This window comes from Methylomonas sp. PHL2-19, assembly GCF_059331595.1.
This window is the reverse complement of record NZ_CP196839.1, coordinates 3,177,282-3,200,483: the sequence shown is the minus strand read 5'-3', so window position 1 is coordinate 3,200,483 and position 23,202 is coordinate 3,177,282. Positions and strand designations below refer to the sequence as shown.

Annotated in this window: 31 protein-coding genes; 25 read left to right on the top strand and 6 right to left on the bottom strand. The window is 52.4% G+C overall.

The window, feature by feature from the left end; genetic code table 11:
• Positions 1-25 precede the first annotated feature (25 nt).
• The 25 genes from ACR02O_RS14745 (at position 26) to ACR02O_RS14625 (ending at position 16,852) form a co-directional block, all read left to right on the top strand.
• Positions 26-1,018 (top strand): alpha/beta hydrolase, encoded by a 993-nt coding sequence (locus ACR02O_RS14745; RefSeq protein ID WP_494521923.1) that lies wholly within the window; start codon positions 26-28, stop codon positions 1,016-1,018.
• The gene (locus ACR02O_RS14740; RefSeq protein ID WP_494521922.1) at positions 1,015-1,644 is read left to right on the top strand and encodes a class I SAM-dependent methyltransferase; all 630 of its coding nucleotides are present in this window, start codon (positions 1,015-1,017) and stop codon (positions 1,642-1,644) included. The genes ACR02O_RS14745 and ACR02O_RS14740 overlap by 4 nt, the downstream gene beginning before the upstream one ends.
• 107 nt (positions 1,645-1,751) lie before the next feature.
• A complete protein-coding gene (locus ACR02O_RS14735) occupies positions 1,752-2,486 on the top strand; it encodes a class I SAM-dependent methyltransferase (protein WP_494521921.1) in 735 nt (244 codons plus the stop codon).
• Positions 2,487-2,492: 6 nt separating this feature from the next.
• The gene (locus ACR02O_RS14730) at positions 2,493-2,768 is read left to right on the top strand and encodes a GFA family protein (RefSeq protein ID WP_494521920.1); all 276 of its coding nucleotides are present in this window, start codon (positions 2,493-2,495) and stop codon (positions 2,766-2,768) included.
• Positions 2,769-2,940: 172 nt separating this feature from the next.
• The gene (gene lspA, locus ACR02O_RS14725; protein WP_494521919.1) at positions 2,941-3,450 is read left to right on the top strand and encodes a signal peptidase II; all 510 of its coding nucleotides are present in this window, start codon (positions 2,941-2,943) and stop codon (positions 3,448-3,450) included.
• Entirely contained in the window at positions 3,447-4,943 is a 1,497-nt protein-coding gene (locus ACR02O_RS14720) for an amidase (RefSeq protein WP_494521918.1), read from the top strand. Before lspA ends, ACR02O_RS14720 begins: the two co-directional genes overlap by 4 nt.
• Positions 4,931-5,755 (top strand): alpha/beta fold hydrolase, encoded by an 825-nt coding sequence (locus ACR02O_RS14715; protein WP_458137573.1) that lies wholly within the window; start codon positions 4,931-4,933, stop codon positions 5,753-5,755. Before ACR02O_RS14720 ends, ACR02O_RS14715 begins: the two co-directional genes overlap by 13 nt.
• A 19-nt stretch (positions 5,756-5,774) precedes the next feature.
• A complete protein-coding gene (locus tag ACR02O_RS14710; RefSeq protein ID WP_458137572.1) occupies positions 5,775-6,464 on the top strand; it encodes a CTP synthase C-terminal region-related (seleno)protein in 690 nt (229 codons plus the stop codon).
• Entirely contained in the window at positions 6,461-6,751 is a 291-nt protein-coding gene (locus tag ACR02O_RS14705) for a DUF1330 domain-containing protein (RefSeq protein WP_033158694.1), read from the top strand. Before ACR02O_RS14710 ends, ACR02O_RS14705 begins: the two co-directional genes overlap by 4 nt.
• A gap of 42 nt (positions 6,752-6,793) precedes the next feature.
• Positions 6,794-7,183 carry a tautomerase family protein gene (locus ACR02O_RS14700; RefSeq protein WP_033158693.1) on the top strand — a complete coding sequence of 130 codons (390 nt, stop codon included), beginning with the start codon at positions 6,794-6,796 and terminating at the stop codon, positions 7,181-7,183.
• 40 nt (positions 7,184-7,223) lie between these two features.
• The gene (locus tag ACR02O_RS14695) at positions 7,224-7,856 is read left to right on the top strand and encodes an FMN-binding negative transcriptional regulator (RefSeq protein ID WP_033158692.1); all 633 of its coding nucleotides are present in this window, start codon (positions 7,224-7,226) and stop codon (positions 7,854-7,856) included.
• 24 nt (positions 7,857-7,880) lie between these two features.
• Entirely contained in the window at positions 7,881-8,354 is a 474-nt protein-coding gene (locus ACR02O_RS14690) for a GNAT family N-acetyltransferase (RefSeq protein WP_033158691.1), read from the top strand.
• Between the two features lie 3 nt (positions 8,355-8,357).
• Positions 8,358-8,945 (top strand): phosphatase PAP2 family protein, encoded by a 588-nt coding sequence (locus tag ACR02O_RS14685; RefSeq protein WP_051670375.1) that lies wholly within the window; start codon positions 8,358-8,360, stop codon positions 8,943-8,945.
• 38 nt (positions 8,946-8,983) lie between these two features.
• On the top strand, positions 8,984-9,139 hold the full coding sequence (locus ACR02O_RS14680; protein WP_165385957.1) for a hypothetical protein: 156 nt from the start codon (positions 8,984-8,986) through the stop codon (positions 9,137-9,139).
• 112 nt (positions 9,140-9,251) lie between these two features.
• Positions 9,252-9,857 carry a DUF6624 domain-containing protein gene (locus tag ACR02O_RS14675; RefSeq protein WP_033158690.1) on the top strand — a complete coding sequence of 202 codons (606 nt, stop codon included), beginning with the start codon at positions 9,252-9,254 and terminating at the stop codon, positions 9,855-9,857.
• Positions 9,858-10,023: 166 nt separating this feature from the next.
• Positions 10,024-10,959, top strand: a complete 936-nt coding sequence (locus ACR02O_RS14670) for an alpha/beta fold hydrolase (RefSeq protein WP_225892847.1) — start codon at positions 10,024-10,026, stop codon at positions 10,957-10,959.
• Positions 10,960-11,045: 86 nt separating this feature from the next.
• A complete protein-coding gene (locus tag ACR02O_RS14665; RefSeq protein WP_494521917.1) occupies positions 11,046-11,717 on the top strand; it encodes a glutathione S-transferase family protein in 672 nt (223 codons plus the stop codon).
• Between the two features lie 97 nt (positions 11,718-11,814).
• Positions 11,815-12,219, top strand: a complete 405-nt coding sequence (locus tag ACR02O_RS14660; RefSeq protein ID WP_033158687.1) for a GFA family protein — start codon at positions 11,815-11,817, stop codon at positions 12,217-12,219.
• A gap of 27 nt (positions 12,220-12,246) precedes the next feature.
• Positions 12,247-12,732 carry a protein tyrosine phosphatase family protein gene (locus tag ACR02O_RS14655; protein WP_033158686.1) on the top strand — a complete coding sequence of 162 codons (486 nt, stop codon included), beginning with the start codon at positions 12,247-12,249 and terminating at the stop codon, positions 12,730-12,732.
• Positions 12,733-12,824: 92 nt separating this feature from the next.
• Positions 12,825-13,469: a glutathione S-transferase family protein gene (locus ACR02O_RS14650; RefSeq protein ID WP_051670373.1), complete on the top strand. Its 645-nt coding sequence runs from the start codon at positions 12,825-12,827 to the stop codon at positions 13,467-13,469.
• Between the two features lie 24 nt (positions 13,470-13,493).
• Complete coding sequence (locus tag ACR02O_RS14645) at positions 13,494-13,796, top strand: antibiotic biosynthesis monooxygenase family protein (RefSeq protein WP_033158685.1); 303 nt, start codon at positions 13,494-13,496, stop codon at positions 13,794-13,796.
• A 100-nt stretch (positions 13,797-13,896) separates the two neighbouring features.
• Positions 13,897-14,511, top strand: a complete 615-nt coding sequence (locus tag ACR02O_RS14640; RefSeq protein ID WP_458137571.1) for a hypothetical protein — start codon at positions 13,897-13,899, stop codon at positions 14,509-14,511.
• Positions 14,512-14,628: 117 nt separating this feature from the next.
• Positions 14,629-15,246 carry a TetR/AcrR family transcriptional regulator gene (locus ACR02O_RS14635; RefSeq protein ID WP_458137570.1) on the top strand — a complete coding sequence of 206 codons (618 nt, stop codon included), beginning with the start codon at positions 14,629-14,631 and terminating at the stop codon, positions 15,244-15,246.
• A complete protein-coding gene (locus ACR02O_RS14630; protein ID WP_458137569.1) occupies positions 15,243-15,779 on the top strand; it encodes a methyltransferase family protein in 537 nt (178 codons plus the stop codon). The genes ACR02O_RS14635 and ACR02O_RS14630 overlap by 4 nt, the downstream gene beginning before the upstream one ends.
• Positions 15,780-15,982: 203 nt before the next feature.
• Positions 15,983-16,852, top strand: a complete 870-nt coding sequence (locus tag ACR02O_RS14625; RefSeq protein WP_458137568.1) for an AraC family transcriptional regulator — start codon at positions 15,983-15,985, stop codon at positions 16,850-16,852.
• Between the two features lie 1,701 nt (positions 16,853-18,553).
• On the opposite strand, the gene ACR02O_RS14620 is transcribed toward ACR02O_RS14625, so the two are convergent.
• The 6 genes from ACR02O_RS14620 to ACR02O_RS14595 form a co-directional block, all read right to left on the bottom strand.
• Positions 18,554-19,402, bottom strand: coding sequence for an EAL domain-containing protein (locus tag ACR02O_RS14620; protein ID WP_458137567.1), 849 nt, complete (start codon positions 19,400-19,402; stop codon positions 18,554-18,556).
• A gap of 322 nt (positions 19,403-19,724) precedes the next feature.
• Entirely contained in the window at positions 19,725-20,186 is a 462-nt protein-coding gene (locus tag ACR02O_RS14615; RefSeq protein ID WP_458137566.1) for a cytochrome c, read from the bottom strand.
• Positions 20,187-20,221: 35 nt separating this feature from the next.
• Complete coding sequence (locus tag ACR02O_RS14610) at positions 20,222-20,932, bottom strand: cytochrome b/b6 domain-containing protein (protein WP_458137565.1); 711 nt, start codon at positions 20,930-20,932, stop codon at positions 20,222-20,224.
• Between the two features lie 18 nt (positions 20,933-20,950).
• Complete coding sequence (locus tag ACR02O_RS14605) at positions 20,951-21,844, bottom strand: dienelactone hydrolase family protein (RefSeq protein WP_494521916.1); 894 nt, start codon at positions 21,842-21,844, stop codon at positions 20,951-20,953.
• A 158-nt stretch (positions 21,845-22,002) separates the two neighbouring features.
• The gene (locus ACR02O_RS14600; RefSeq protein ID WP_171695287.1) at positions 22,003-22,413 is read right to left on the bottom strand and encodes an ExbD/TolR family protein; all 411 of its coding nucleotides are present in this window, start codon (positions 22,411-22,413) and stop codon (positions 22,003-22,005) included.
• A complete protein-coding gene (locus ACR02O_RS14595; protein ID WP_415878195.1) occupies positions 22,413-23,189 on the bottom strand; it encodes a MotA/TolQ/ExbB proton channel family protein in 777 nt (258 codons plus the stop codon). The genes ACR02O_RS14600 and ACR02O_RS14595 overlap by 1 nt, the downstream gene beginning before the upstream one ends.
• Between the last annotated feature and the right edge of the window lie 13 nt (positions 23,190-23,202).

The following is a 23,202-nucleotide window of genomic DNA, read 5'->3' as shown; positions in this document are numbered from 1 at the left end:
TCAACACTTCGCGTTAAAGGCCGACTTGGAAAAATACCCGCCACCTGGCCGGATGGTCGAGGTGGATGGGCATCTGTTTCATATTGATTGCACGGGTGCAGGTCCGTTGACCGTGATTCTCGAAGGCGGCGCAGGTGCTTCCTCGCTGGCTTGGGCCTGGATACAGCCGGAGGTGGCAAAAAATGCGAAGGTCTGTTCTTATGACAGAGCAGGATACAGTTGGAGCGCGCCAAGCGAGCTCCCGATGGATGCCATTAATACCAGCCGGCAACTCCACCGATTATTGAGCGCTGCGAATATTCCCGGGCCCTATATTCTTGTTGGCCACTCTATCGGCGGAGCGTATGTGCGTATGTTCGCCGCGAATTATCCTCAGGATGTGGCGGGATTGGTTCTGGTAGATGCGACCAACCCGTCGGTGCTGGAAACCTATGCCGAAGTCGATTTACCCAAGGTCGAAGACTGGACGCCGCCCACCGTTCAGGTATTTCCCTATCTGGCCTCTGTCGGGGCGATGCGCGCGGTTCTCGGTTTGAGGTTGTTCAATCTTGCCGCGGGACTGCCCGCCGATACGGAAGCGGCCGCCAATGCCTTCCTTGCCCAAACCGATTACCTTAAAACCGTCGTTTGGGAATACCGTTTTCTACCGGACACACTGAAGCAAATTCGTTCCTTGCAACCCTTAAACGATCTGCCGGTAGCGGTAATCGTAGCGGGCCGGTTTACTGGGCTTGATGCCGACACCGCGGCAAAATTCATTAATTGGCATCGGAAACAACAACGCAATTGGCTGAACTTATCAACGAACAGCTCGTTGCGAACCATTGAAGAAGCCGATCATATATCCCTGATGACCAATTACCGTCATGCCCACGAAGTGGCGAAGACGATTTTACAAATGGTCGAGACTATTACCGCGAGTGCTGTACAAAGTACTCCCGTTTTCCGAAGTCCTAACGATTCTGCCTCGGGCTCCGCATCACTAAACACATACTCTACGGCTATGGAGGCCGAGTGAATTTCAATAACCTGGTAGCGCCTGTCGACACCCAGCAAAATGCATGGAACCAAGTAGCCGGTGAAATCTCATTTTCGCTTGAGCCGGACTTGGATAAGTTAGCAACGCTAATTAGCAAGAATGCAAAAATACTGGATTACGGTTGCGGCTATGGCAGGATAACGAGCGCGCTGAACGCCAGAGGATACGGTTGTTTGACAGGCGTAGATACGTCAATCGAAATGATCAGGCGCGGCTTAAAACACTATCCAACGCTCGACCTGCGTTACATCGATAGCCATGAAATACCGGCCGACGTTGGAAAATTCGATGCCATTTTATTCTGTGCCGTACTGACCTGCATTCCCAATAAGGCACAGCGCTTGAAAATCGTCGAATCGGTATATGAGTCGTTGAATAAGGGCGGCATTATTTATTGCGTCGAGTTTCATCGGTCGGAAAACGTCCAATATTCTGCAACAGGCACATTCACCGCATCGTTCAACGTGGAAATGAAACATTTTAGGCCGACAGAAATTACTGAAGAGTTATCTCTATTTGATGAAATTGGCCATTTTGTCACTGAGGCCGCGACAGTTACCGGTGCAAAAACCCACGCCATTCATTATTTTGGGAAAAAACGCTAAATTGGAAAACGGATGCGCAATTCGATGAGTGGCGTACTTTATTTTGCAAAGTATCAAAACTCATGATGTATTGGGAATCGAATAACTGAAAGACTACAGGAAATAGCATGACCGTAAAAGAACACTACGACCGGCATCTTGGCGATTTTTATGCATGGATGGTTGGAGACTTCGATGCCAGGCAAAAAGAACATCAACAATTTTTGGTAGCTAACGACCTATCTCCACATAGCACTTCAATCGCCCTAGATCTGGGGGCGGGGCACGGTATACAAAGTGCTTCCCTGGCAAAATTGGGATATACGGTAAAAGCGATTGATTTTAACCAACAGCTTTTATCCGAGTTAATCGACAATACGCAGAGACTTTCCGTTACCGGCTTTAATGACGATATTCGTCTGGTAAAAAAATATGCTGATCCCCAGCCGGAACTCATTATTTGCTGGGGCGACACACTGACACATCTTGAACGTTTGGATGAAATTAGGCAATTGGTTATCGATTGCTGCGAATCATTAATCGAAGGCGGAAAACTGATCTTATCTTTTCGAGATTATTCAACGACCCTCACGGGCGATCAGCGCTTCATTCCCGTAAAAAGTGACGACACAAAAATACTGACGTGCTGTTTGGATTATGAAGCAGACAGGGTGCGGGTGACGGATTTGTTGCAGGTTAAAACGGAAAACGGCTGGCAGCAAAAAGTGAGTTCTTATTATAAAGTCCGGGTTTCACCAAACGACGTTGTGAAAATCCTCGCCGATTGTGGCTTGAGGTTAGCGTATAACGAAGTCGTCAACCGAATGACTACCATCATTGCGATTAAGGCAGAGTCTAGGTAAATCATCATGAGTAAATTAACAGGTGCTTGCCTATGCGGTGCCGTCCAATACGAAATAGCGAACCCGCTACGGTTTGCCCGCAATTGCCACTGCACTATGTGCCGTAAAGCGACAGGCGCGGCATTTGCTACTTGGGCATACGTAGAATATCGAGATTTTCGATGGATTCACGGGAGTGACCAACTGGGAGAGTATCACTCATCCCCTGATGTCAGGCGAACATTTTGCAAGGTGTGCGGCTCTACCTTGCAGATCGGGCGTTTCCAGATGCTTTTGGGTTAGCATTGGGTACGGTTAATGGTGACCCAGGCTGTAAACCGATGCGCCACGTCATGGTCGCCTCAAAAGCGCCGTGGTTTGCAATCGCCGACCATCTGCCTCAGTCAGCGGAAGCCGCACCTAGTGAATAATGCTAGCTTTAAATCATATTCAACTGCTAATCATGGGATATTGAATGAACCTATCCAAACGCATGGTCTTGACCGTTATCGTGCTGATTTCTTGCGTCGGCTGCGACCAGGCCAGTAAATCAGTTGTCCAGTCGTTATTGTCCGAAACCGAAGTCTGGTCGTTTTGGGGTGACGCTGTACGCTTACAGGTGGCCCATAACCATGGCGCATTTTTGGGACTGAGTTCGTCGCTTCCGGACACCCTGCGCGACGGCTTGTTTTCGGGTGGCGTTGCCTTGGCGTTATTGGCTTTGCTGAGTTACATCCTGTTTTCAAAAACGGCCTCGCTGTCCTCAACATTGGCATATGCACTGTTATTGGCGGGGGGATTGGGCAATCTGATCGATAGAATCGATAGATTGGCGTACGGCGGCTATGTGGTGGATTTTATCAATATCGGCATCGGGCCAATCCGCACCGGCGTGTTCAATGTCGCCGATGTGGTCGTGGTCGTTGGCGCACTGATGTTGTCTACCGGCATGCCCCGTGCTGGCAGACGGCCGTCCGAGCGATGAACCCATTCAACGAATATCCGCAATACGACGCCTTGGGCCTGGCGCAGTTGGTGCAATCCGGCGAGGTTACGGCAGGGGAATTGCTGAAGGCGGCTCAGGCGCGTTTGGCTAAGTTCAATCCGTTACTGAATGCCGTTGTCACGCCGATGGATGAACTGGCGGAAGCGCTGGTGAAAAACCTGGGCAACCGTGGACCGTTTTCCGGCGTGCCGTTTCTGGTCAAGGACCTGATGCTGCGTTTCGCAGGCGTCACTATGTCGAACGGCAGCGTGGCGATGAAGGATTACCGTCCCGCCGCCGATAGCGAGATGGCCGCCCGGCTCAATGCCGCCGGTTTGATTACCTTCGGCAAGACCAATACCTCGGAGCTCGGCGCATCGGCGCTAGCCAATAACGCCGTGTTCGGTAGCACCTCCAATCCGTGGGATTTACGCCTTAATTCCGGCGGCTCCAGTGGCGGCAGTGCCGCTGCTGTGGCCGCCCGCATCGTGCCGATGGCTTATGCCAGCGACGGCGGCGGTTCGATCAGATTGCCGGCGTCCTATTGCGGCATCTTCGGTTTCAAACCGTCCAGAGGCTTGAACCGATTCGAAGATTTATCGAAGGCCTGGGGTGGGGCGGTGGTCAGCCACGTTTGCACGATCAGCGTCCGCGACAGCGCCGCCTATCTGGATTTAGTGGCCGGCAACACCGATCAGGCTTACTCCGCGACCAAGCCGCCGCCCCAGTCTTATCTATATGCCGCCACCCAGCCACCGAAACGGCTGAAAATTGCGCTGATCAATCGGGCTCCGGTCGAGACTTCGATACACCGCGACTGTCTTTTCGCAGCGGCCAAAGCCGCCAAACACTGCGAAGCACTCGGCCACGTGGTGGAGGAGGCTGCCTGGAATTTCGACGGCCGCGAATTGATGCGCGCCTTTCTGTCCGTGATTTTTTACTATACCGCGCGGGATGTCACCAACATGGCGCAGTGGCTGGAGCTGGCCGAACCTCAGCTAGCCATCGAATTGAACACCCGGCTGCTGGCCGGCATCGGCAAAGGCGTGAGCGACGAACAGCTGCAGCAGGCCTTGGCTGTTTGGCAGCGGATCGCCGGACGCTTGGCGGATTTTCATCGCCGCTACGACATGATCCTGACGCCGACGGTCGCCACGCCGCCGTTGGCGTCCGACGCGCTCGATCCCAATGTCTTGGAACGATGGCTGATGCGCGGAGTGCTGGCAACCGGCTTGGCCGACAAGCTATTCTGCAACCGCTTGCTGGATGCGATCATTAGCAAAGCCGTGCAGCAAACGCCGTTCACCCCGCTTGCCAACATCACCGGCCAACCGGCCATGTCGGTGCCGCTGTATTGGAGCGGCGACGGCTTGCCGCATGGCGCGCAGTTCATGGCCGCAATAGGTAACGACCGGCTATTGTTTCAACTGGCCGCCCAGCTCGAACAAGCCGAACCTTGGAAACACAGGATGCCGCCGTTATGCAATCAATAAAATTTAGCCAATACGGCGCTGCCGACGGTCAGCCGGTGATCTATTTCCACGGTACGCCGGGTTCGCCTGACGAATGCGAAATTTTTGATCTTCATGGCAAACAACATCATCTGACCATCATTTGTTATGACCGCTCGACCATAGCTCCTCGCTTGCAAGGCGACGTTTATTACCAATGCATAGCCGATGAGATTGCCAAGAAGGTTGGCGCTAACCCCGTCGATTTTATCGGCTTTTCGATCGGCGCTTTTATTGCCTTGCAAGTCTGCCGCGCGATGAGCGGCAAAGTCCGCAGCCTGCATTTGGTTTCCGCGGCTGCGCCGCTGGATGCTGGCAACTTCATCGACGCAGCGGCGGGAAACGCCGTTTTCCGATTGGCTCAAAATCATCCGTCCGCTTTTATGTGGCTGGCTCGAGTACAAGGATGGCTAGCGAGTAGGTTTCCCGGCCTGTTGTTGCGGATGTTGTTTTCCAGCGCGGCCGGCGAAGACAAGGTTTTAGCAGAGGACAAGACGTTTCGGACCACCATGACCAAAATGCTCAAAACCTGTTTCAAGTGCGATTCGCTAGGCTATGCTCGCGACATCATCGCCTACGTGCAGCCCTGGAAAGCGACGCTGGCCGATGTCAGCACCGATACTCATATCTGGCACGGCGCGGAAGACAACTGGTCGCCGGTTGCGATGGCGGATTATTGGGCATCGGCGCTGCCTGACTGTTCGAACATCACGGTACTGGACGGGCTTTCCCATTATTCCTGCCTGCATCGAAGTGCGCCGACGATCTGTATGTCGATCAACACCTTAAATTAGCCGAGGAATTTACGCACCCATGACCAAATCAATCGCACTGCTTGGCGAATACACTCCGACATTTTCGCCGCATCTGTCGACCAATACCGCCATCGAACATGTCAAGGCGGCGTTCGGTTTGGATATTAGCTCCGACTGGGTTTCAACTGCCGACATCGACCAAACGCTGTTCGAGCGCTGTTCCGGTATCTGGATCGCCCCCGGCAGCCCATATAAGAACATTGACAAAACATTGGCGGCAATTCGCCATGCCAGAGAAAACAACATCCCATGCTTCGGTACCTGCGGCGGCTTTCAACATATGATTATCGAATATGCTCGCAACGTGTTGGGATTTAAAGACGCACAGCATGCCGAGTACGATCCGTATGCCTCGAATTTATTTATCTCGCAGTTGGCTTGTTCGCTGGCCGGACGCGAGATGCAACTGAGCTTCGAACCCAACTCTCGCGTGGCAGCCATTTACGGTGCAACGACGGCTACCGAGCAGTATTACTGTAATTTCGGCATCAACCCGGACTATGTCGATGCGCTGAAACAAGGTCCCATGCAAATTAGCGGTGCCGATGCCGAAGGTGATATCCGGGTGATCGAGTGGCTTGGACATCCATTTTTCGTCGGTACGCTGTTCGTGCCGCAAGCCCGATCCACGCCGGAACGACCGCACCCTTTGGTTTCGGCTTTTTTAAGGGCCGTGGAAAACCTATGAATGCTTATCTCATTTTGGATCTAACGATCCATGATTTTGATCGATTCCGAGAATACATCTTGAAAATACCGGCAGTCATAGAAAAACATTCCGGAAGGTACGTGGTCCGGGGCGAACAGCCTACCGTTATAGAGGGTGATTGGACGCCTGAAAGGGTTGTTGTCATCGAGTTTCCATCACGAGAACAAGCTAACGGCTTTCTTCAAGACCCCGAAGCGCAACCGCTTTTTTCATTGCGCCATCAAACGACTACCAGCAAACTCGTTTTAGTGGATGGATGTTTGTAACGCAATCGTAAAGTCCAACATATCAATGGTTAGATCATCAAAATGGCGCAAATCAAAATATACGGCATCAAAGACCATCTCAACCCCATCAAACGGCCATTGTCCGATGTGATTCATGAGTGTGTGGTGGAAGCGCTGCAGTTTCCGCAAGATAAGAGAGCGCATCGATTCTTTCCTATGGAAAAAGACGACCTGTTCGCGCCATGCGGCAGGACCGACGCCTACACGATTATCGAAATCAGCATGATCACCGGCCGGGAGACCGCCACCAAGAAAAAACTCATCCGTTTGCTGTTCGACCGCATTCAGGAACAGATCGGCATTGCCCACCAGGACATCGAAATTTGCATATATGAAAGTCCTGCCTGCAATTGGGGATTCCGCGGCATGCACGGCGACGAAGTGACCTTGAATTACCAAATCAATGTCTAGTGCCAGCAACACTTAAGCGGCCAGTATCCAGCAAGAACACATGTATATACCTAAGCATTTCGAAGAACCCAGCATCGATGTCATGCAGACATTGATACGCGATTATCCGCTAGCAACATTGGTCGCCTCATCCGCCAGTGGTTTGAACGCAAACCACATTCCGTTGCATTGGGTAGAGGAGGGCGGTTCACCTTACGGCAGCTTGCGAGGTCATATCGCCCGCTCGAATCCGCTGTGGACGGACTTCGACCCGCAAACCGAAGTATTTGCGGTGTTTCAGGCAGAAAACGCCTACATCTCGCCATCCTGGTATGCGACCAAACCCCAAACCGGCAAGGTGGTGCCCACCTGGAATTATGCCGCTGTGCATGCTTACGGCAGGCTACGGGTGATTGATGATTCAGTTTGGATTCGCCGGCAATTGGAGTCTATGACGCGGGAGTTCGAAGCTGGTTTTCCCGAGCCCTGGTCTGTATCGGACGCGCCTGCCGATTTTACCGAACGCTTGATCACACAGATTATCGGCATAGAAATCAGCGTGACGCGGCTGCAAGGCAAGTGGAAAGTCAGCCAAAACCAGCCGCCGGAAAACCAAAATAGCGTGATCAAAGCTTTGCGAGAATCCGGCCAGTCGGCCATGGCGAGTTTGGTCGCCGATGCAGCCAAGCCTTGAGTCCGACCATTGAGAGAAGTCGTCATGAAGCCATTTGCAGTTCGCCAAGCTACGCTGTCCGACCTGGAAGCACTCATTCCGTTATTCGACAGTTACCGCCGGTTTTACGGTAAACCCAGCGATCCGAATGCGGCGAAATCATTTTTGCGGGATCGATTCGAACACGGCGAATCGGTACTGTTCCTGGCCGAGCAGGACAATAGAACCACCGGCTTTGTCCAGCTATACCCCAGCTTTTCGTCCGTCTCGCTGGCTCGAACCTTCATTCTCAACGATCTATTCGTCGATGCCGGATTTCGTAGGCAAGGCATTGCCGGTCGGCTCATAGCTGCGGCAGTCGAATATGCGGCCAGCTTGGGCGCTGTTCGCCTGACCTTGTCAACGGCAGTAATCAACACCGAGGCGCAGGGGCTTTATCGAACAACAGGCTGGACGCGCGACGAACAGTTTTATGTCTACCATTTGCCGATCCCGGCCATTGAACTTTTAAGCGAATAAATCATGAATGCTTTGTATGATTGGTTCGGTATGAACCAAGAAATTTTTTACGCCGTTAATGGCTGGCATGGACCTTTGATTGATGCGTTGATGTTGACTGGTACAGCGGTTGGTGACTTCAGAAATATGCCTTGGATACTTGGTGTAATACTCCTTGCGATCGCCTTTCAGCAACTATTTCCGTTTAATGCGGAGCGGCTCCCATCGCTGCCAGGCTTGAAACAGCTGCTAATGCGTTTAATGCTCGGTTATATGGTGACTGCGGGAACTGTGGCACTGTTGAAGATCGGGTTCGACATGCCTAGACCTAGTGCCGTGCTGCCCTCAGGACGTGTTACCGTTTTGGCTCTGCCGGAATCAAGACACAGTTTCCCCAGTGGTCATTCTGCGTTTGCGATGCTGATCATGACGATGTTTTGGCCGTTATTAACAATTCGCGATCGGTTGTTGTTAGCCGTTATGACGCTATGGGTAGGCCTATCGCGAATCAATGTGGGAGCCCACTTTCCGGCTGATGTGTTGGCGGGTTATGTCTGTGGGATAGTCGGCGGCTTGCTTGCCAATAAGGCCGTTATGAGTCGGCTAAGATGAAAATACTGTAGATGTGTAATGCTTAGGAGAACGGGAATATGAAACATCACATCATCACCGTAATGATTTTAGCGGTAGCCGTGGCTTGTTATCTGGCCGGCTATTCCGGTGTTGGTAAAACCGCCTTCATCGTTGGCGCAGGCTTCGAGACGTGGTTTTGGATTCGGCTCTTGATCAAACGTCCGTCCGCTTAAAGCAGATTAGTGTTCGACGCTGATTGGCAGCCGGGTACGTGGCGCGCGGCAGATCGTTCACCGGTGGGCACAAGCTGAAGCGCCTCTTACTAATTGCCAAAACAGAGCCCCGATGCACCATTCAAACGAAATGTTAAGCCAGGAACTGGTGGCGATGGCAAAAAACGACCTTTCAGTACGGGAGGCGTTGGTCGCCGATGGCTCTCTAGGCCACGCTCTCTATCACCCGCATATGGAAGCCGTACATATCAGCAATGCCGCTCGCCTGATGGCCATCATGGACCAATATGGTTGGCCCGGAAACAGTCTGGTGGGCGAGGAGGGAGCTTGGGCGGCCTGGTTGATCGTGCAACATGCTATCGGCAATCCCCCATTCATGCGGCATTGCCTATCTTTGCTGAAGCAAGCCGCTGCCAACAACGACGTGATGTCTTGGCAAGTTGCGTTTCTGGAAGACCGCATTCGCATGTATGAGGGAAAACCTCAATGTTACGGGACTCAATTCCAGCCGAATAAGAACGGCGAACTGGAACCGTATCCAATCGAGAATCCGGAATCCGTCAACGATCGACGGCTTGCGGTCGGTTTGAATACCATCGAGGAAAGAACCGCCGAATTAACAGCGCAAAGCACTCGCGAGAATATTTCAACCCCGCCCGACCTGGACGCGCAATATCAACAATGGCTTTATTCCGTGGGCTGGAGGGTCGCAAGTTGAAGCCCGACAACCGGTTCGGATATTGTTCGATTTTCTCGTACCATCCAACCCTCCGTTGGCTGACATGAAATTGGTATGGTCTCGGCGCTTTCGCTTCTTGTGCTTCGGGTTGGCAATCACATGTTTTGCCGCGCTATCGGGAGCCGTTTATCAAGCCGAAAGAACCGTGGCCGACCTTGCCGCATTCCCGCCACCTGGGCGCATGATTTCGGTGAATGGCGTGAAGCTTCATCTTTACCGCATCGGTTCCGGTTCGCCAACGCTGGTTCTCGAAGCGGGCCTTGGCGAAAACGTGTTGAGTTGGCATCCGGTCCAAGCCAAGCTTGCACAGACCATGCGCGTTTGTGCCTACGACCGCCCCGGATTGGGCTGGAGCGATCCCGTAGACACAGCCATCCACCCGGAAGATGTAGCTAAAAACCTGCATACGCTACTCAACGATGCCGGTATTACGCCGCCTTTTGTGCTGGTCGGTCATTCTCGTGGCGGAATCTACGTGCGTGCTTTCTATCACCAGTTTCCCGAAGATACGCAGGGTATCGTTCTTGTCGATTCGACGCATGAGCAAAGCCCGATGCACCAGTATCCCTATGCCTCGTGGGACTACCGCAAACAAGCCATACAGATTGCAGTGGCCGAGCCGTTATCGCGAATTGGTCTCGTAAGGCTGTTGGGGATTGCCGATGCCGACCGCAAGCCTTCTCCGCTACCGGCGGCAATCCTGGCAGCGAAAACGGCGGTACAGAATCGCACCGATACCGCTCATGCGGTGGTCAATGAAATTGCCGTCATGCGCCGAGGGCTCGATCCGGCCACACCGCCTCCGGGCAGCTTAGGCAATCTCGTGTTATTGGTTCTAACCGCCGGCAACTTGGTGGACCTGGATTATGTCGCGCGCGAAGCGGAGAGATCGGGCAAAGATGTCGAAGCGGAAAAAGCACTTGCCAAAATTCAACAGGCCGAGCAGGACGAACTAGTCCATCTGTCCAGCCATTCACGGCTTATCATCGTCAGCAACAGCGGCCATTTCATCATGCAGGATCAAGCCGATGAATTTGTCGGCGCCGTGAGCGAGTTTGCGAAACCTCTTGCTCAGAAATAGGATGGCGAACGGCTGACCAATTTTTCCGCCGGGCTTGCGCGAAGTGCCAAAATCAACGTTTAAGAAACCAAGGGGATATATCGCTCGTGTTCGAACTCTACATTGCCAATAAAAACTACTCATCATGGTCGCTAAGACCTTGGATACTGATGCGTGAGCTCGGCATACCATTTGTCGAAAAGCTCGTCCCGTTTGCCCAAACCGATGAAACTAACGCCTTCCACAGTTTTTCGCCGACCGGAAAGGTACCCTGTCTGATCGACGGCGAAACAGTGGTCTGGGATTCGCTGGCGATTACCGAATATTTAGCCGAGCGAACGCCGGCGGTTTGGCCGGCCGATGCCTTGGCACGAACCTGGGCGCGTTGCGCGGTTGCGGAAATGCATTCGGGGTTTCAGGTACTGCGGTGCGGATTACGAATTCAAATTGCATCGCCTTCGCCGACCTTGGAAAAGGATCTGGCGCGACTGAATGACCTATGGCATGAGGGCCTGACTCGCTTTGGCGGTCCCTACCTGGCTGGACCTGCTTTTACCGCCGTCGACGCTTTCTTCGCGCCCGTCGCGTTTCGCGTACAAACTTATGGACTGGAAATGACTCCGGCTTGCCGAACCTACGCCGATCGTTTGTTGGCCTTGCCCGCCATGCGTGACTGGTATGCGGCTGCGCTAAGCGAGACCTGGCGAGATGAAGAACACGAACAGATGGCCAGAAACGCCGGAACTTGGCTAGACGACTATCGTAAGGTTGGCTTGTAACCTCCGCTGCAAAATTTAAACAATGTCATGAAATACGCCAGTCGCCCCAGCCGAAAGCATTAGAACCATCGACTTAAACCTAACCGACAACCACGATATGATCAAAAAAGTAGGTAGCACAATCATTAATGCCAAACACCGCGCCACCTGCCATTGCGGCGCGGTGGAACTCGAACTCGATCTTCTCGACGGCATTGTCGATCCACGCCGTTGCGATTGTTCGCTATGCCGGCGCAAAGGCGCCATTATGGCATCGGTTCCGCTATCGGGAATCAGGGTCGTTAAGGGTCAAGAGCACTTAAAGCTTTATCAATTCAACACCATGAGCGCCAAACATTATTTTTGTTCGAATTGCGGCATCTATACCCACCATCAACGCCGTTCGATGCCTAGCCAGTACGGCTACAACGTCGGCTGCCTGGAAGGTGTTAATCCGTTTGATTTGGGCGAAGTGCGAACCGGTGACGGTATCAATCATCCGGCGGACCGGCAGTCGCGTTGATCAGCGAGCTATCGGTCAAGATTTTTTATGTCTAATTTCCAAGACGCTCCGCTGCAGTCGAGACACCATGGCATGGAAGCTGAAAACGTATATCAGGTTTTCGATTGGCTTTGGTGTTCCGCGCAACTGACTGAGAAGGACATCGCCAAACTTCCGGCGCTTGGCATAGAGGCGGTGATTAACTTGGCGCCGCCAACGGCTAGCAACGCATTGCCAGGCGAAGCAGAATTGGTTGCAGCCCAAGGCATTGCATATATGCAAATTCCCGTGGCGTGGGAACACCCCAGACTTAATCAGTTGGAACAGTTCTTGGGTGTTATCAAGGTATTCGAAGGACATAAAGTCTGGGTGCATTGCGCAAAAAATATGCGAGCATCCTCGTTCATTTATCTCTATCGCAGGCTGTACTTGGCGGAAGAGGAGGTGATTGCATCGTATCCGATGAGCGAAATCTGGGCGCCGAATCCCATCTGGCAAACGTTTATTCGTAATGTACTGAGTACAGCGCTCTAGCTCATTCACTGGGCTGGTTGTTTCTGCAAAGCGCCAACCTGATGGGGTTTGAATGGCATATCGTTTTAAATGTACTAAGGAATCATCACGACATGATTAAAATTTGGGGAAGGCGTAGCGCATACAATGTGCAGAAGGTGTTATGGACTATTGGTGAGTTGGGTTTGGCATATCAGCATATTGATGCCGGCGGCAGTGCGGGCGGTCTCGATCAGCCCGATTTTCAAGCCATGAATCCGCATGGCCGTATACCGGTGTTGGTCGATGACGACCTGACAGTTTGGGAGTCCAACAGCATCGTCCGCTATTTGTGCGCCAATTACAGTCGTGATCATTTGTGGGCCGAAGCGCCGGCAAAACGCTCGTTGGCGGAGCGCTGGATGGACTGGGAGCTGGCAACACTGCAACCAGATTTTCTGGATTTGTTTTGGGGATTTTACCGCACGCCGGAGGCACTACGGGATCAGCAGAAAATTCAGCATGCCGCTATGCGCTGCCAAAAACATTTTGCCATCTTGGATGCGCATCTTGCCGAACAGGCTTTTTTGGCGGGCGATGCGTTCAGTATGGGCGATATTCCCGTCGCCACCTCGCTTTATCGATATTTTGAAATGGGCATTCCCACTCCGAAAATACCTAATGTTCGCAGATGGTACGCTGCGCTTTGCGAACGTAAAGCTTACCGCGAACATATCATGACCACCTTTGATGAGTTGTACGCTCGACAAACGTTTTAATGCCGTTGGCAAGTAGAGAAAAAAATGATTTTGGAAATTGCAATACTCAACGTCATTGCCGGACGGGAGCTGGAGTTTGAGACTGCCTTTCGTAAGGCGTCAGGCATTATCGCCTCAATGAACGGCTATATTTCGCATCAATTACAGCGCTGCATAGAAAACCCCAACCGATATGTATTGTTGGTCAATTGGGATTCGCTGGAGGATCATACCGAAGGCTTTCGCGGCTCAATCCAATACGACGAATGGCGTGCCTTACTGCATCACTTCTATGAACCGTTTCCGACGGTAGAACATTACTCGCTGGTGATGGAAAATCACCTCTAACACTTCTTCCTGTGTTACTGAGGAAAACGGTACTCCTAATAACAATGGCTATGGTCTTTATCGACTTCGACCAACGCCCCAATATTTAGGCAAACACAACATGCACATTTTCGAAAAACTCGGCGGCATCGCCATCATCGTGGGATCTTTATTGCTCAGCGCCTATGCGGTCTTGTTCCCGATCTTGTTACCGTTAGGGACGGGGGCTTTCGACTATGCCGAGGTCGTGCGCAGTCCAGGCTGGGTGCCTTTAGCCATGGTAGCCTTCGCTGGTGTGTTAGCGTTGTTGGTGGGGTTTTATGCCGTTTATACCAAGATGCGTGACACGGCTGGATTGCGCGGTGCCGTCGGTTTTTTATTCGTGGAGGCGGCTTATTTGTTGCAGGCCTGCAAGGTGACTTGGGAGCTGTTTCTTTACCCAGTGATCGCCCGCTATCCGGAAACCGCTTTTCTGTTACGAGACGCCGTCATCAAAAACGATCCGGCGGTGTTGGCGTTTAGAATTTCGGCATCCGCGACGATATTGATCGGCATCGTGTTGTTTTGTCTGTCGATCTATCGTTCGACTATCTATCCCAAACCCGCGGCGGTATTGATCTTCACCGGAGCTTTGGTTTACGCGCTAGGGCCTGCGATTTCGGTATTCGTGTCTATCGTTGGGATTTTCATCTTTGCCATGGGCTGTATGTTGCTTGGGGTTCGCTTGCTACGCTGACTGCGACGGCTTCCTTTCGTAGTTCAATCAAACCGCGCATCTTGATTGGCGAAAACGCTAGAGCCCCTGAGCCGCCGGTGCTAATCTGCCGCCATCTTGGCTTGCAGGAATTTTACGATGAACGATATTCGCGATCCGGTTTACGCGCGACTGCTCAAGGCGGCGCTGGAGTGTTTCCTTGCCGACGAACACCACAAGGTTACCACTCGTGCAATTGCCGACAAGGCAGGCGTGAACGTCTCGATGATCCGTTATTACTTCGGCAACAAGGAAGGTCTCTATGAAGAGATGATACGTGAGACGCTCAAGCCCATCCTGGACATGCTCGACAGCGATACGCTGTCCGACGTCGGCGGCTTCACCGAATATCTGCGCTTCTATTACGACACCATGCGCAAGCATCCCGAGTTTCCCAAGCTTATTCTCAAGGTGCTTGCCCTCAACCACGGACCGGGCCGACGTTTTATCCTGCAATTGTTGGAACGTGGCCGAAGCGGCGGCGCAAGGCGGCTGGAACAACTGAAGGCAAGCTGTCAGGTCGATCAGGCGATCAATCCCGACGTGGCGCGGATAGCTTTCGTCAGCCTTGCCATGATGCCCATGCTGCTGAAAGACATCTTCGAGGAACAGATGGGCGGGCAGATGGACGAAGCCTTCCTCGACGAACTCGCCGCGCTTAACGGCAAACTGTTGGCGGCTGGCATGGCCATCGCACAACCGGGAGCATTGACATGAGATTGCAAAAGAATGCCGGCGCGGTGCGCCGTTTCGCCAAACTCGCTCGATTTGGCACCTGGCTGCAAAACCTGCCCAACAAAATCGTGCCGGCCCCGTTCCGCTTGATCCAAATTGGTTCGGCCTTTTGGCAATCGCGGGCGCTGTATGTCGCCGCGCGGCTGGACATCGCCGGCGCGCTGGCCGACGGCGAATTGAGCGCCGAAACCCTTGCCGAACGCGTGGCAGCCGATGCCGATGCGCTCTACCGCTTGCTGCGCATGCTGGCGGCGATGGGCGTGTTCGAGGAAGTCTCGCCGCGTTGCTTCCAAAATAACAAGCTTTCGTCTTGTTTGCGCCCGGATCATCCCCAAAGCGTGCGGGCGATGGTGCTGATGCACAATTCGCCGGAAATGAGCCGGCCGTGGTTCGAACAATTGGAACAGGGCGTGCGCAGCGGCGTGCCGTTCGAATTGGCGCACGGGCAGGCTTTTTACGACTACATGGACAGCCACTCGCAGCGGACAGCAGGCCATTGTGTCGCCGAAACTTGAGTGGCGATACTTCTGTCACGCTTGCATCCCTGGCAGGCCCCGCCTCCCGTGTGGTCGGCAAAACGGTGGCGTCCGACGATCTGCCGCACTCGCGCCAGTGCATTCCATTTGTTCTACGCATTTCCGGTATCAATTGAGCACGTTGAGTAAGGCGCGAAGATTAGGCGCTTGTTACAGTAGCGCTCGATTGAGGAGGTATGAAAGTGGACGATAAAACGGCCAGCGCGGCCTATGCCATGCGTTTCGATAGGGTTTTCGATTACATAGACCAACATCTGTTCAAGCCGTTGTCGGTCGACGAACTGAGCAAACAGGCCAATTTTTCCCGATTTCACTTTCAACGCCAGTTCTCCGCTTACACCGGGTTGAGCACGACGCGCTACATTCGGTTATTGCGCTTACGCAAGGCGTCTTACCAACTGGTATTTCAGGAGCGGCGCAGCATTACCGATATTGGCCTGGACGCCGGTTTCGAGAATGCGGAATCGTTTTCCCGCGCGTTCAAAAAATGCATTGGACAAACGCCTACTCAATTTCGAAAGCACCCGGCATGGCAGCCATGGAATGAGCGCATGCTATTACCCAAACGCCTAAGGAGTCCCCGGATGAACGTTACCATCGTCGATTTTTCAGAAACCCTAGTCGCAGCGCTGGAGCACCGTGCATCACCCAGCCTGCTTATGGACACGGTCAGAAAATTCATAACCTGGCGTAAGCAAAGCGGCTTGTCGCCGATCATCAGCAGTCGGACGTTTGGTATCGCGTATGACGACCCGACTAACACGCCCACGGACTCATTCCGATTCGATGTCTGCGGGGAGGTCAAGCAACCCGTGCCGGCCAATTTGCACGGCGTGGTCAACAAGCAGATTCCGGAAGGGCGATACGCCGTGGTGCGCCATATCGGTTCAACCGACCGTATCAGCGACAGTGTTTATTACCTCTACCGGGAGTGGCTGCCGGAAAGTGGTGAGGAATTTCGGGAATTTCCGGTATTTTTTCATTACATCAAACGCGTGTCTGAAACGGCCGAACACGAACAGGTTACCGATGTTTATCTGCCTTTGGTGTAAGCGGAAAGCGGTCTAACTGCCGAGCTAGGGTAAAACTCGGGGTGCGTGGAGAGCAGGGCCGGGTGAAGATAATCTTTGCCATCCCTTGTGAAAAAGCGGAAGACTAAGATTTAGCTTTTCCGATGGCCTCCAGGGAGAAGAGTGAGTAAGCAGGCGTGTCATCGGTGTAAAAAAATCAGAACTGCGATCGCCTTGGTAAACACCTGCGCTTGGTCGACCTACGCCGATTTCTTCCGCAATAAATAGCCGGAATAAGCCACGTGTTCTCGGCCGGCGACATCGACTAGAAAGCCGGTAGTAACGAACAATCGATCGATCAAACCAGCGTTGTGTGGTGTAGCGGATTTGAGATTCCAAAAAGCCAATCATCACTATCCAATAATCAGAGAATCAAGTTAAACGACTGCTTTCCGTGGCGATGAACGGGTGAATCTTGGCGCCTCGGCCTTTGTTCAAAACCTGAATGAAGAGATCATTGATGAGACTTACGTCGCCTCGTGGACAAAGACAGCCACGGGCCATTCCGAGACGTCATAGTTGTAGCGATTGCTAACGACGGCGGCCAGATCCGTCAACAGAATCGAATCAATGGTGCTGCCAACCATGCCATCCGATAATGAGTCAAAGCCAACGTGAGCGACTTGGACTTTAGTGGCGAGCCACAGGGATGCGGAGTCAGCAGAAAAACATCATAATTTCAGTGTGAAATTTTCTGACAACAAAGAGTGTGTTGTGAAGATCTGGCACCTAAAAGCCAAGGAATTGAGACGATGAGGCGTTTCATTAGTGACAGTATAGGTTTTAGTATAGTAAATTAAGTTTAATATAAAAAAATCCTTATATTTCATGGGTAATACATTGCTGCATCATGGGCGTGTGTTGCATTTTCTCGTCTTGCTTGGCGCCTTGCGCTTTCTGGTTATTCATTTTTTAATTAATTGATATATAAACAATATTTGTTTTATATTTTTATTGGAACATTATCGACACTTATAAAAATTTATCTGCACTTTAGCGGGTAGTGTAGGTTTTAGTATGGGTTTCTTCAGGTTGTAGACATGCCTTAATTCGTTAAAAAAACCTATACCAAATGCAATTCTACGCCTGCACCGCAACAGCTTTGCAACCTGGGCGGGAATGGCTTTTGATGGTTACCCTGGAATATGTTTGTCTGCGAAGGTGAGAATCTGATTTTGTCGCTATAGAAGCTGTATTGATGGATGTCTTCGGCAGGTATCGATTGGTCATTGGCCGGCTGTGTCGTTTCTATTGGCTATTGTCGCCTGGGAGGCTTTGAAAAACCAGTGTGATTCTCGCAGTGATCCAGTATTAGAAGCCAACTGGACATGTTTACCGCCATAGTGCCTCAAAGGCTTCAGCTGAAATTGCGAGGATGTTTTACACGATGCTAAGCGACATGGCGGATTTACGATTCACTTTAATTAGCCGAGCAATGGCTTTTGATTTGATTCAAAAGTACGCTGCAGTATCGCTCGTGCAGGCTGGAATATTACGATGCGAGCTGGCGCTGCGTTGGATTATGCAATGGATGCTGGCAGACTGCCTGAAGCCGCGGTAGATTGGTGGCGCTTAATTTTGGCGTCTGCGACAAGATTTATGAGCGCAAATAGCCCATTTACCAAGCCGTGTCTAAAAGCTAAGCCCGCTTTACGCGGGCTTTTTTGTGCGGATTGCTTTGAATTAGCCGTTGGCCGCAGAGAGCTCGACGCTTCGTTCGAAATAGTCTCCCTGTATCAGATCAAAGCCGGTATTGCGAGCCAATGCGGCTGTGCGTTTGTCATCGATTTGCAGTATGAAGCTTCGGCTGTTGATCGAGCTTGCCAAACTGCTTAATTGTTGGAGTTTTTCCAGGAGTTTATTGTCGCGGATGCGGTCCAATTCCAGCGCCGAGATGCCGACGAAGTCGGGCGCCGCGCGAGTAATTAACTCGAAGGCCGATTTTTCCAGCGAGTGATAATCAAACTTCAATGCCAGTTGGTAACCGCGGCGTTGATAATTTTGCAGGCCGCGCAGCAGCAATTGATAAAAACCGGCATAGGCGTTGTTGGCGGTCAGCGTGATGGCGACGTTGGTGGTTTGCAGGCCGCAGGCCACTATCACCTCTTCAAAATAAGCGCCATGATCTTCCTTGACACCGAGAATGTGCCGCGGGTCGACTTCCAGAAACAATAATTCGTCGAGATGCGCTTGCGGCAAATAATTCAGCATATGCACGGCTCGCGACATCCGGTCGAAGTTGATGATGGACTCGACATTAGCCTGTTCGGCCTGGGGCTGGGCCAGGTATTGTTCCAGCTCGCTGCTTTGTATCGTTTGTTTGTTGATAGTGGATACGTTCAGTTGCGCAATGTGACCTATAACATTGGCCGTGCGCAAAGTCTGGCGCAGTGGTGACAATCTGCTGCCGATGCAGATGGGGCCGAAGACCCCGTGCACCGCGCCGTTATCCAGCACAAACGGCCGTAAGCCGTTATTGTGTTCCTGCTCCAGTCTATCGTTAAAATATTCGACTAATTGTTGTAAAGGCATGAGTATCTGTCCAGTAAATCCCTAATAACTGATGGTTTGCTAATAAACGCAGAGGGTAGCGAAACTAACTCATTAAATAAAACGATAATATTTGAAATTAATATGCCTAAATTAGAAGTGCAGCCGCAAAGCCAGGCATGCCGATTTTTAGGAAAGTGGTCAAACGCAATGCGACGTGTAGGTCGATCTGCACGGGCGGTTGTTTCTATGCGTGGTTTGGAAATGGAACTCGTCCGAGTGGGGCTCGGACAAGTCCCGACAAGCCGGGTTGCTGGCTGGAAATGCCTTAATGCTGGATGTTTGGCGTTTGGAGCCGATGGAATTATTCGCGAACCCGAATCAAATCGTGGCAGCTTTTGCAAGATGCGCCGACTTTACCGAACTGAGCTTTAACTTCCGCCGCATCGCCATTGGCCGCCACTTTTTGCAACTCGTTGGCTTCCTTGATGAAGGTCGCTTCAATTTCTTTCACCTCGTCCTGCTTTTCGAAAAATTCAGGTTTCAGACGGGTCGGTTTCCAGCCGGTGCCTTTATCGGTGCCTGGGCCGTAAAGGCTGAGCAGGCCGGAATTAGCGACCGCAGCAACGGCATTCGCGGCCGCGATCACCTGATCCTTGTTAAAGGTTTCCGGATGGTCGGCTGCCTGCGCTTTGATTTTTGCGGTATTCCAGCCTAAGAACGAGTAGGCGGATTGGCGGAAGCGGATTTGATCTTCCATGTCGCCGGCCACGGCCGCCGTCGTGGCAGCGCCCAGCGCCAGTGCGAATATCAGTTTCAATTTCATGGGTTAACTCCTTGTGGTTGTAGAAAATGTAACGTTTAAGTTTTTGGATGGGCCGTAGCCGTTTGGAAGCTGGCCAACGGCGCCAGATAATTCACAAAGCCGCCGCTCCAAACGCCCCAGACCACCGTCACCGAAATCAACAAAGTGATGACGAAACGGAACGGACCGACCGGTTTGATCGGGGAGGGCGCCAAGGATCTGGGCAATTGCTTTTTGCCGGTCAGCATCGCGCCGACCAGATTGGTTTTTTTCAGGCGTTGGTACAGGACAATCGCGCTGACATGCACGGCTACCAAACCCAGTAGGATATTCACCGCGTATATATGCCAGCCGCTCAGTTTATCGCTGAGCTCTTTATCGATGCTATGAAACAGCGGGCCTTCGAAAGCAATATCGTCGTTGGCGAACAAGCCGGTGACGGCCAGAAAGCTCAAGACTGCCAGCAAAGCAATAATCGCTATCGCACCGGCCGGATTGTGGCCGACGCCTTGCCATTCGCCTTTAACGTATTCCACCAGTCTGGAAAAGGTCGGAAAGAAACTGGCGAAACGGGCATGGGTCGTGCCGATGAAGCCCCAGATCAATCGAAATACCAGCAAGCCCAAAATCAAACTGCCGAAGCGGGCATGCCAGTCGGTCAGATTGCCGCCTAGTTTGCCCGTGGCGTAAGCGCCAGCCACGGCTATGACCAGCAACCAGTGAAACAATCGTAATGGCCAATCCCAAATATGCACTTCCACTTTCATTGAAATCCTCCCGATGATTTAACTGTCGCGTAGATAAGCGTTGAAGAAACTGATGGTTCTGTCCCAGGCCAGCTTGGCGGTGGCGGCGTCGTAGCGTGGGGTGGTGTCGTTGTTAAAACCGTGTTGCACACCCGGATAGGTGTGGGATTCGTAATTGACGCCGGCTTTTTGCAGGGCCGCTTCATAGGCTGGCCAGCCGGCATTGATGCGGTCGTCGACGCCGGCGTAATGGATCAGTAACGGCGCCTTGATTTTTGCGGCCTGATCGGCGGCGGGTTGCGCGCCGTAGAACGGTACGCCAGCGCCCAGATCCGGTAGCCGTGTAGCCAGGAAGTTGACGATGCCGCCGCCGTAGCAAAATCCTACCGCGCCCAACTTGCCGTTACCTTGCGGCAGTTTTTTGATGGCTTGCGCCGCTGCCAAAAAGTCGGCCTGGGTTTTTTCTTTATCCAGTTTTTGGAACAATTCGCGGGCTTTGTCTTCGTCGCCCGGATAACCACCCACGGTAAACAGCGCGTCCGGTGCGAAGGCAATGAAATTGTCGAGCGCCAGGCGCCGGGCGATGTCTTGGATATGCGGATTCAAACCCCGGTTTTCGTGGATAACCAACACCACGGGTAGTTTGCCGGCGGCTTTGGCCGGTTGCACCAAGTAGCCACGTATTCTGCCGTTACCGTGGGGGGAGGGGTATTCCACGTAAGTGGCTTTGATGCGCGGATCGTTGTCGGCGACTTGTTTCGCTTCAGCGAAACGCGGATTCAGCGCTTCCAGCAGCGCTTCGGCGGTCAGGCCTAATAAAGCGTATTTAGGCACCGACGATAAAAAATCCCGTCGGGAAATATCGCCGTGCACATATTTGTCAAAAGCTTGTAACGCTTCCGGATGAAAGTCTTGAGCGGTCTTGCGCGCCATCCTACAGTTCCTCTAAAAGTTTGTTCCTAAACGCAAGGAAACCCTGGACGCAGCGTCTGCATCCTTGGTTTTGGCGTGGTTCGGATTGTGCTTGTGCCACGGCGTTTGGTGCCGCGATTAGCCAGCCGGGCAAACTTGTTACCCGGCCGGATCATGATTTATTGCGGAACCGTCAGAACCGACAGCTTGGTGACGCCGGCTCGTTCGATGGATGACATAACCTTGGCAACGATGCCGTATTGCACCGCGTCATCCGCATTCAGGTTTAACGCAAACTCCGGATTGGCCGCCAGGCGGTTTCTCAGTTCGCCTTCGATGATTTCCAATGGAAACTCCTGTTTATCGATGTAGATTTTGCCTTGCGCATCGACACTCAAGTAAGACGCTTGTTTGTCATCCGGCGGCGCGGTTTCCGCGGTTTTCGGTAAGTTGACGTGTACCGCCTGGGTTAATAAGGGTGCGGTGACGATAAACACCACCAACAGTACCAACATCACATCCACCAGGGGCGTGACGTTGATTTCACCCATGACGTCATCGCCGCCGTCTTCTTTCGTATTGAATGCCATTATGCGTGCGCCTCTTTCGCGATTAATTCTTCATGGGTATCTTTGATATTGGATTTTTTGCCGCCGCTGACATCGGTCAAACGTGCGGAAGCTGCCGCCGCTGCCGGTTTGCTGCCGGCGCGTTCGATGATGAACGAGCTTTTCAGGGCCAAATGCACAAAGTCGATCGCAAAATCGTCCAGGAAGGCCCAAACCACTTTATTGCGGCGGATGAAAAAGTTGTAACCCACTACCGCCGGTACCGCGACCGCGATACCCACTGCCGTGGCGATCAATGCTTCCCCGATAGGGCCGGCGACTACTTCCAAGCTGGCCGAACCGGTTTTGCTAATATTGGTCAACGCGCCCATGATGCCCCATACGGTACCGAACAGACCGACGAACGGCGAGATACTGCCAATAGTCGCCAGCACTGCCAGACCGCTTTCCAGGGAGCCGCGTTCTTTTTGCATTTGCTGACGCAAGCGTCTGTCCAACAATTCCTGTCTGTCCCAGGTGTGTTCCAGGTCATGGGTAGACGCACCGCCGTCAGTCTCGATCAATGTGGAAAAACCGATACCGGCGACTCGGGCAGCCGGGCCATCCTGGTTTTCCAAATGTGCGGCAGCCTGGATATTAGGCGCGCTCCAGAATTCCTTGTTGTAACGGCGGTTGTGATAGGAAATGCGGATGTGTTGGACGCCTTTGATCAGGATTAAGCCCCAAGTCACGGCCGAAGCGGCGATTAAGGTGTTCAGGGTGCCATCGACTATGACATTGGTTGCGATATCAGACATTTTTGATCCTCAA

What these genes read in the sequence shown, in the direction of transcription:
- ACR02O_RS14735 (WP_494521921.1), top strand. Translation starts at nt 1,752, where the DNA reads ATGACCGTAAAAGAACACTACGACCGGCATCTTGGCGATTTTTATGCA.
- ACR02O_RS14730 (WP_494521920.1), top strand. Translation starts at nt 2,493, where the DNA reads ATGAGTAAATTAACAGGTGCTTGCCTATGCGGTGCCGTCCAATACGAA.
- lspA (WP_494521919.1), top strand. Translation starts at nt 2,941, where the DNA reads ATGAACCTATCCAAACGCATGGTCTTGACCGTTATCGTGCTGATTTCT.
- ACR02O_RS14720 (WP_494521918.1), top strand. Translation starts at nt 3,447, where the DNA reads ATGAACCCATTCAACGAATATCCGCAATACGACGCCTTGGGCCTGGCG.
- ACR02O_RS14715 (WP_458137573.1), top strand. Translation starts at nt 4,931, where the DNA reads ATGCAATCAATAAAATTTAGCCAATACGGCGCTGCCGACGGTCAGCCG.
- ACR02O_RS14710 (WP_458137572.1), top strand. Translation starts at nt 5,775, where the DNA reads ATGACCAAATCAATCGCACTGCTTGGCGAATACACTCCGACATTTTCG.
- ACR02O_RS14705 (WP_033158694.1), top strand. Translation starts at nt 6,461, where the DNA reads ATGAATGCTTATCTCATTTTGGATCTAACGATCCATGATTTTGATCGA.
- ACR02O_RS14700 (WP_033158693.1), top strand. Translation starts at nt 6,794, where the DNA reads ATGGCGCAAATCAAAATATACGGCATCAAAGACCATCTCAACCCCATC.
- ACR02O_RS14695 (WP_033158692.1), top strand. Translation starts at nt 7,224, where the DNA reads ATGTATATACCTAAGCATTTCGAAGAACCCAGCATCGATGTCATGCAG.
- ACR02O_RS14690 (WP_033158691.1), top strand. Translation starts at nt 7,881, where the DNA reads ATGAAGCCATTTGCAGTTCGCCAAGCTACGCTGTCCGACCTGGAAGCA.
- ACR02O_RS14685 (WP_051670375.1), top strand. Translation starts at nt 8,358, where the DNA reads ATGAATGCTTTGTATGATTGGTTCGGTATGAACCAAGAAATTTTTTAC.
- ACR02O_RS14680 (WP_165385957.1), top strand. Translation starts at nt 8,984, where the DNA reads ATGAAACATCACATCATCACCGTAATGATTTTAGCGGTAGCCGTGGCT.
- ACR02O_RS14675 (WP_033158690.1), top strand. Translation starts at nt 9,252, where the DNA reads ATGCACCATTCAAACGAAATGTTAAGCCAGGAACTGGTGGCGATGGCA.
- ACR02O_RS14660 (WP_033158687.1), top strand. Translation starts at nt 11,815, where the DNA reads ATGATCAAAAAAGTAGGTAGCACAATCATTAATGCCAAACACCGCGCC.
- ACR02O_RS14655 (WP_033158686.1), top strand. Translation starts at nt 12,247, where the DNA reads ATGTCTAATTTCCAAGACGCTCCGCTGCAGTCGAGACACCATGGCATG.
- ACR02O_RS14650 (WP_051670373.1), top strand. Translation starts at nt 12,825, where the DNA reads ATGATTAAAATTTGGGGAAGGCGTAGCGCATACAATGTGCAGAAGGTG.
- ACR02O_RS14645 (WP_033158685.1), top strand. Translation starts at nt 13,494, where the DNA reads ATGATTTTGGAAATTGCAATACTCAACGTCATTGCCGGACGGGAGCTG.
- ACR02O_RS14640 (WP_458137571.1), top strand. Translation starts at nt 13,897, where the DNA reads ATGCACATTTTCGAAAAACTCGGCGGCATCGCCATCATCGTGGGATCT.
- ACR02O_RS14635 (WP_458137570.1), top strand. Translation starts at nt 14,629, where the DNA reads ATGAACGATATTCGCGATCCGGTTTACGCGCGACTGCTCAAGGCGGCG.
- ACR02O_RS14630 (WP_458137569.1), top strand. Translation starts at nt 15,243, where the DNA reads ATGAGATTGCAAAAGAATGCCGGCGCGGTGCGCCGTTTCGCCAAACTC.
- ACR02O_RS14620 (WP_458137567.1), bottom strand. Translation starts at nt 19,402, where the DNA reads ATGCCTTTACAACAATTAGTCGAATATTTTAACGATAGACTGGAGCAG.
- ACR02O_RS14615 (WP_458137566.1), bottom strand. Translation starts at nt 20,186, where the DNA reads ATGAAATTGAAACTGATATTCGCACTGGCGCTGGGCGCTGCCACGACG.
- ACR02O_RS14610 (WP_458137565.1), bottom strand. Translation starts at nt 20,932, where the DNA reads ATGAAAGTGGAAGTGCATATTTGGGATTGGCCATTACGATTGTTTCAC.
- ACR02O_RS14605 (WP_494521916.1), bottom strand. Translation starts at nt 21,844, where the DNA reads ATGGCGCGCAAGACCGCTCAAGACTTTCATCCGGAAGCGTTACAAGCT.
- ACR02O_RS14600 (WP_171695287.1), bottom strand. Translation starts at nt 22,413, where the DNA reads ATGGCATTCAATACGAAAGAAGACGGCGGCGATGACGTCATGGGTGAA.
- ACR02O_RS14595 (WP_415878195.1), bottom strand. Translation starts at nt 23,189, where the DNA reads ATGTCTGATATCGCAACCAATGTCATAGTCGATGGCACCCTGAACACC.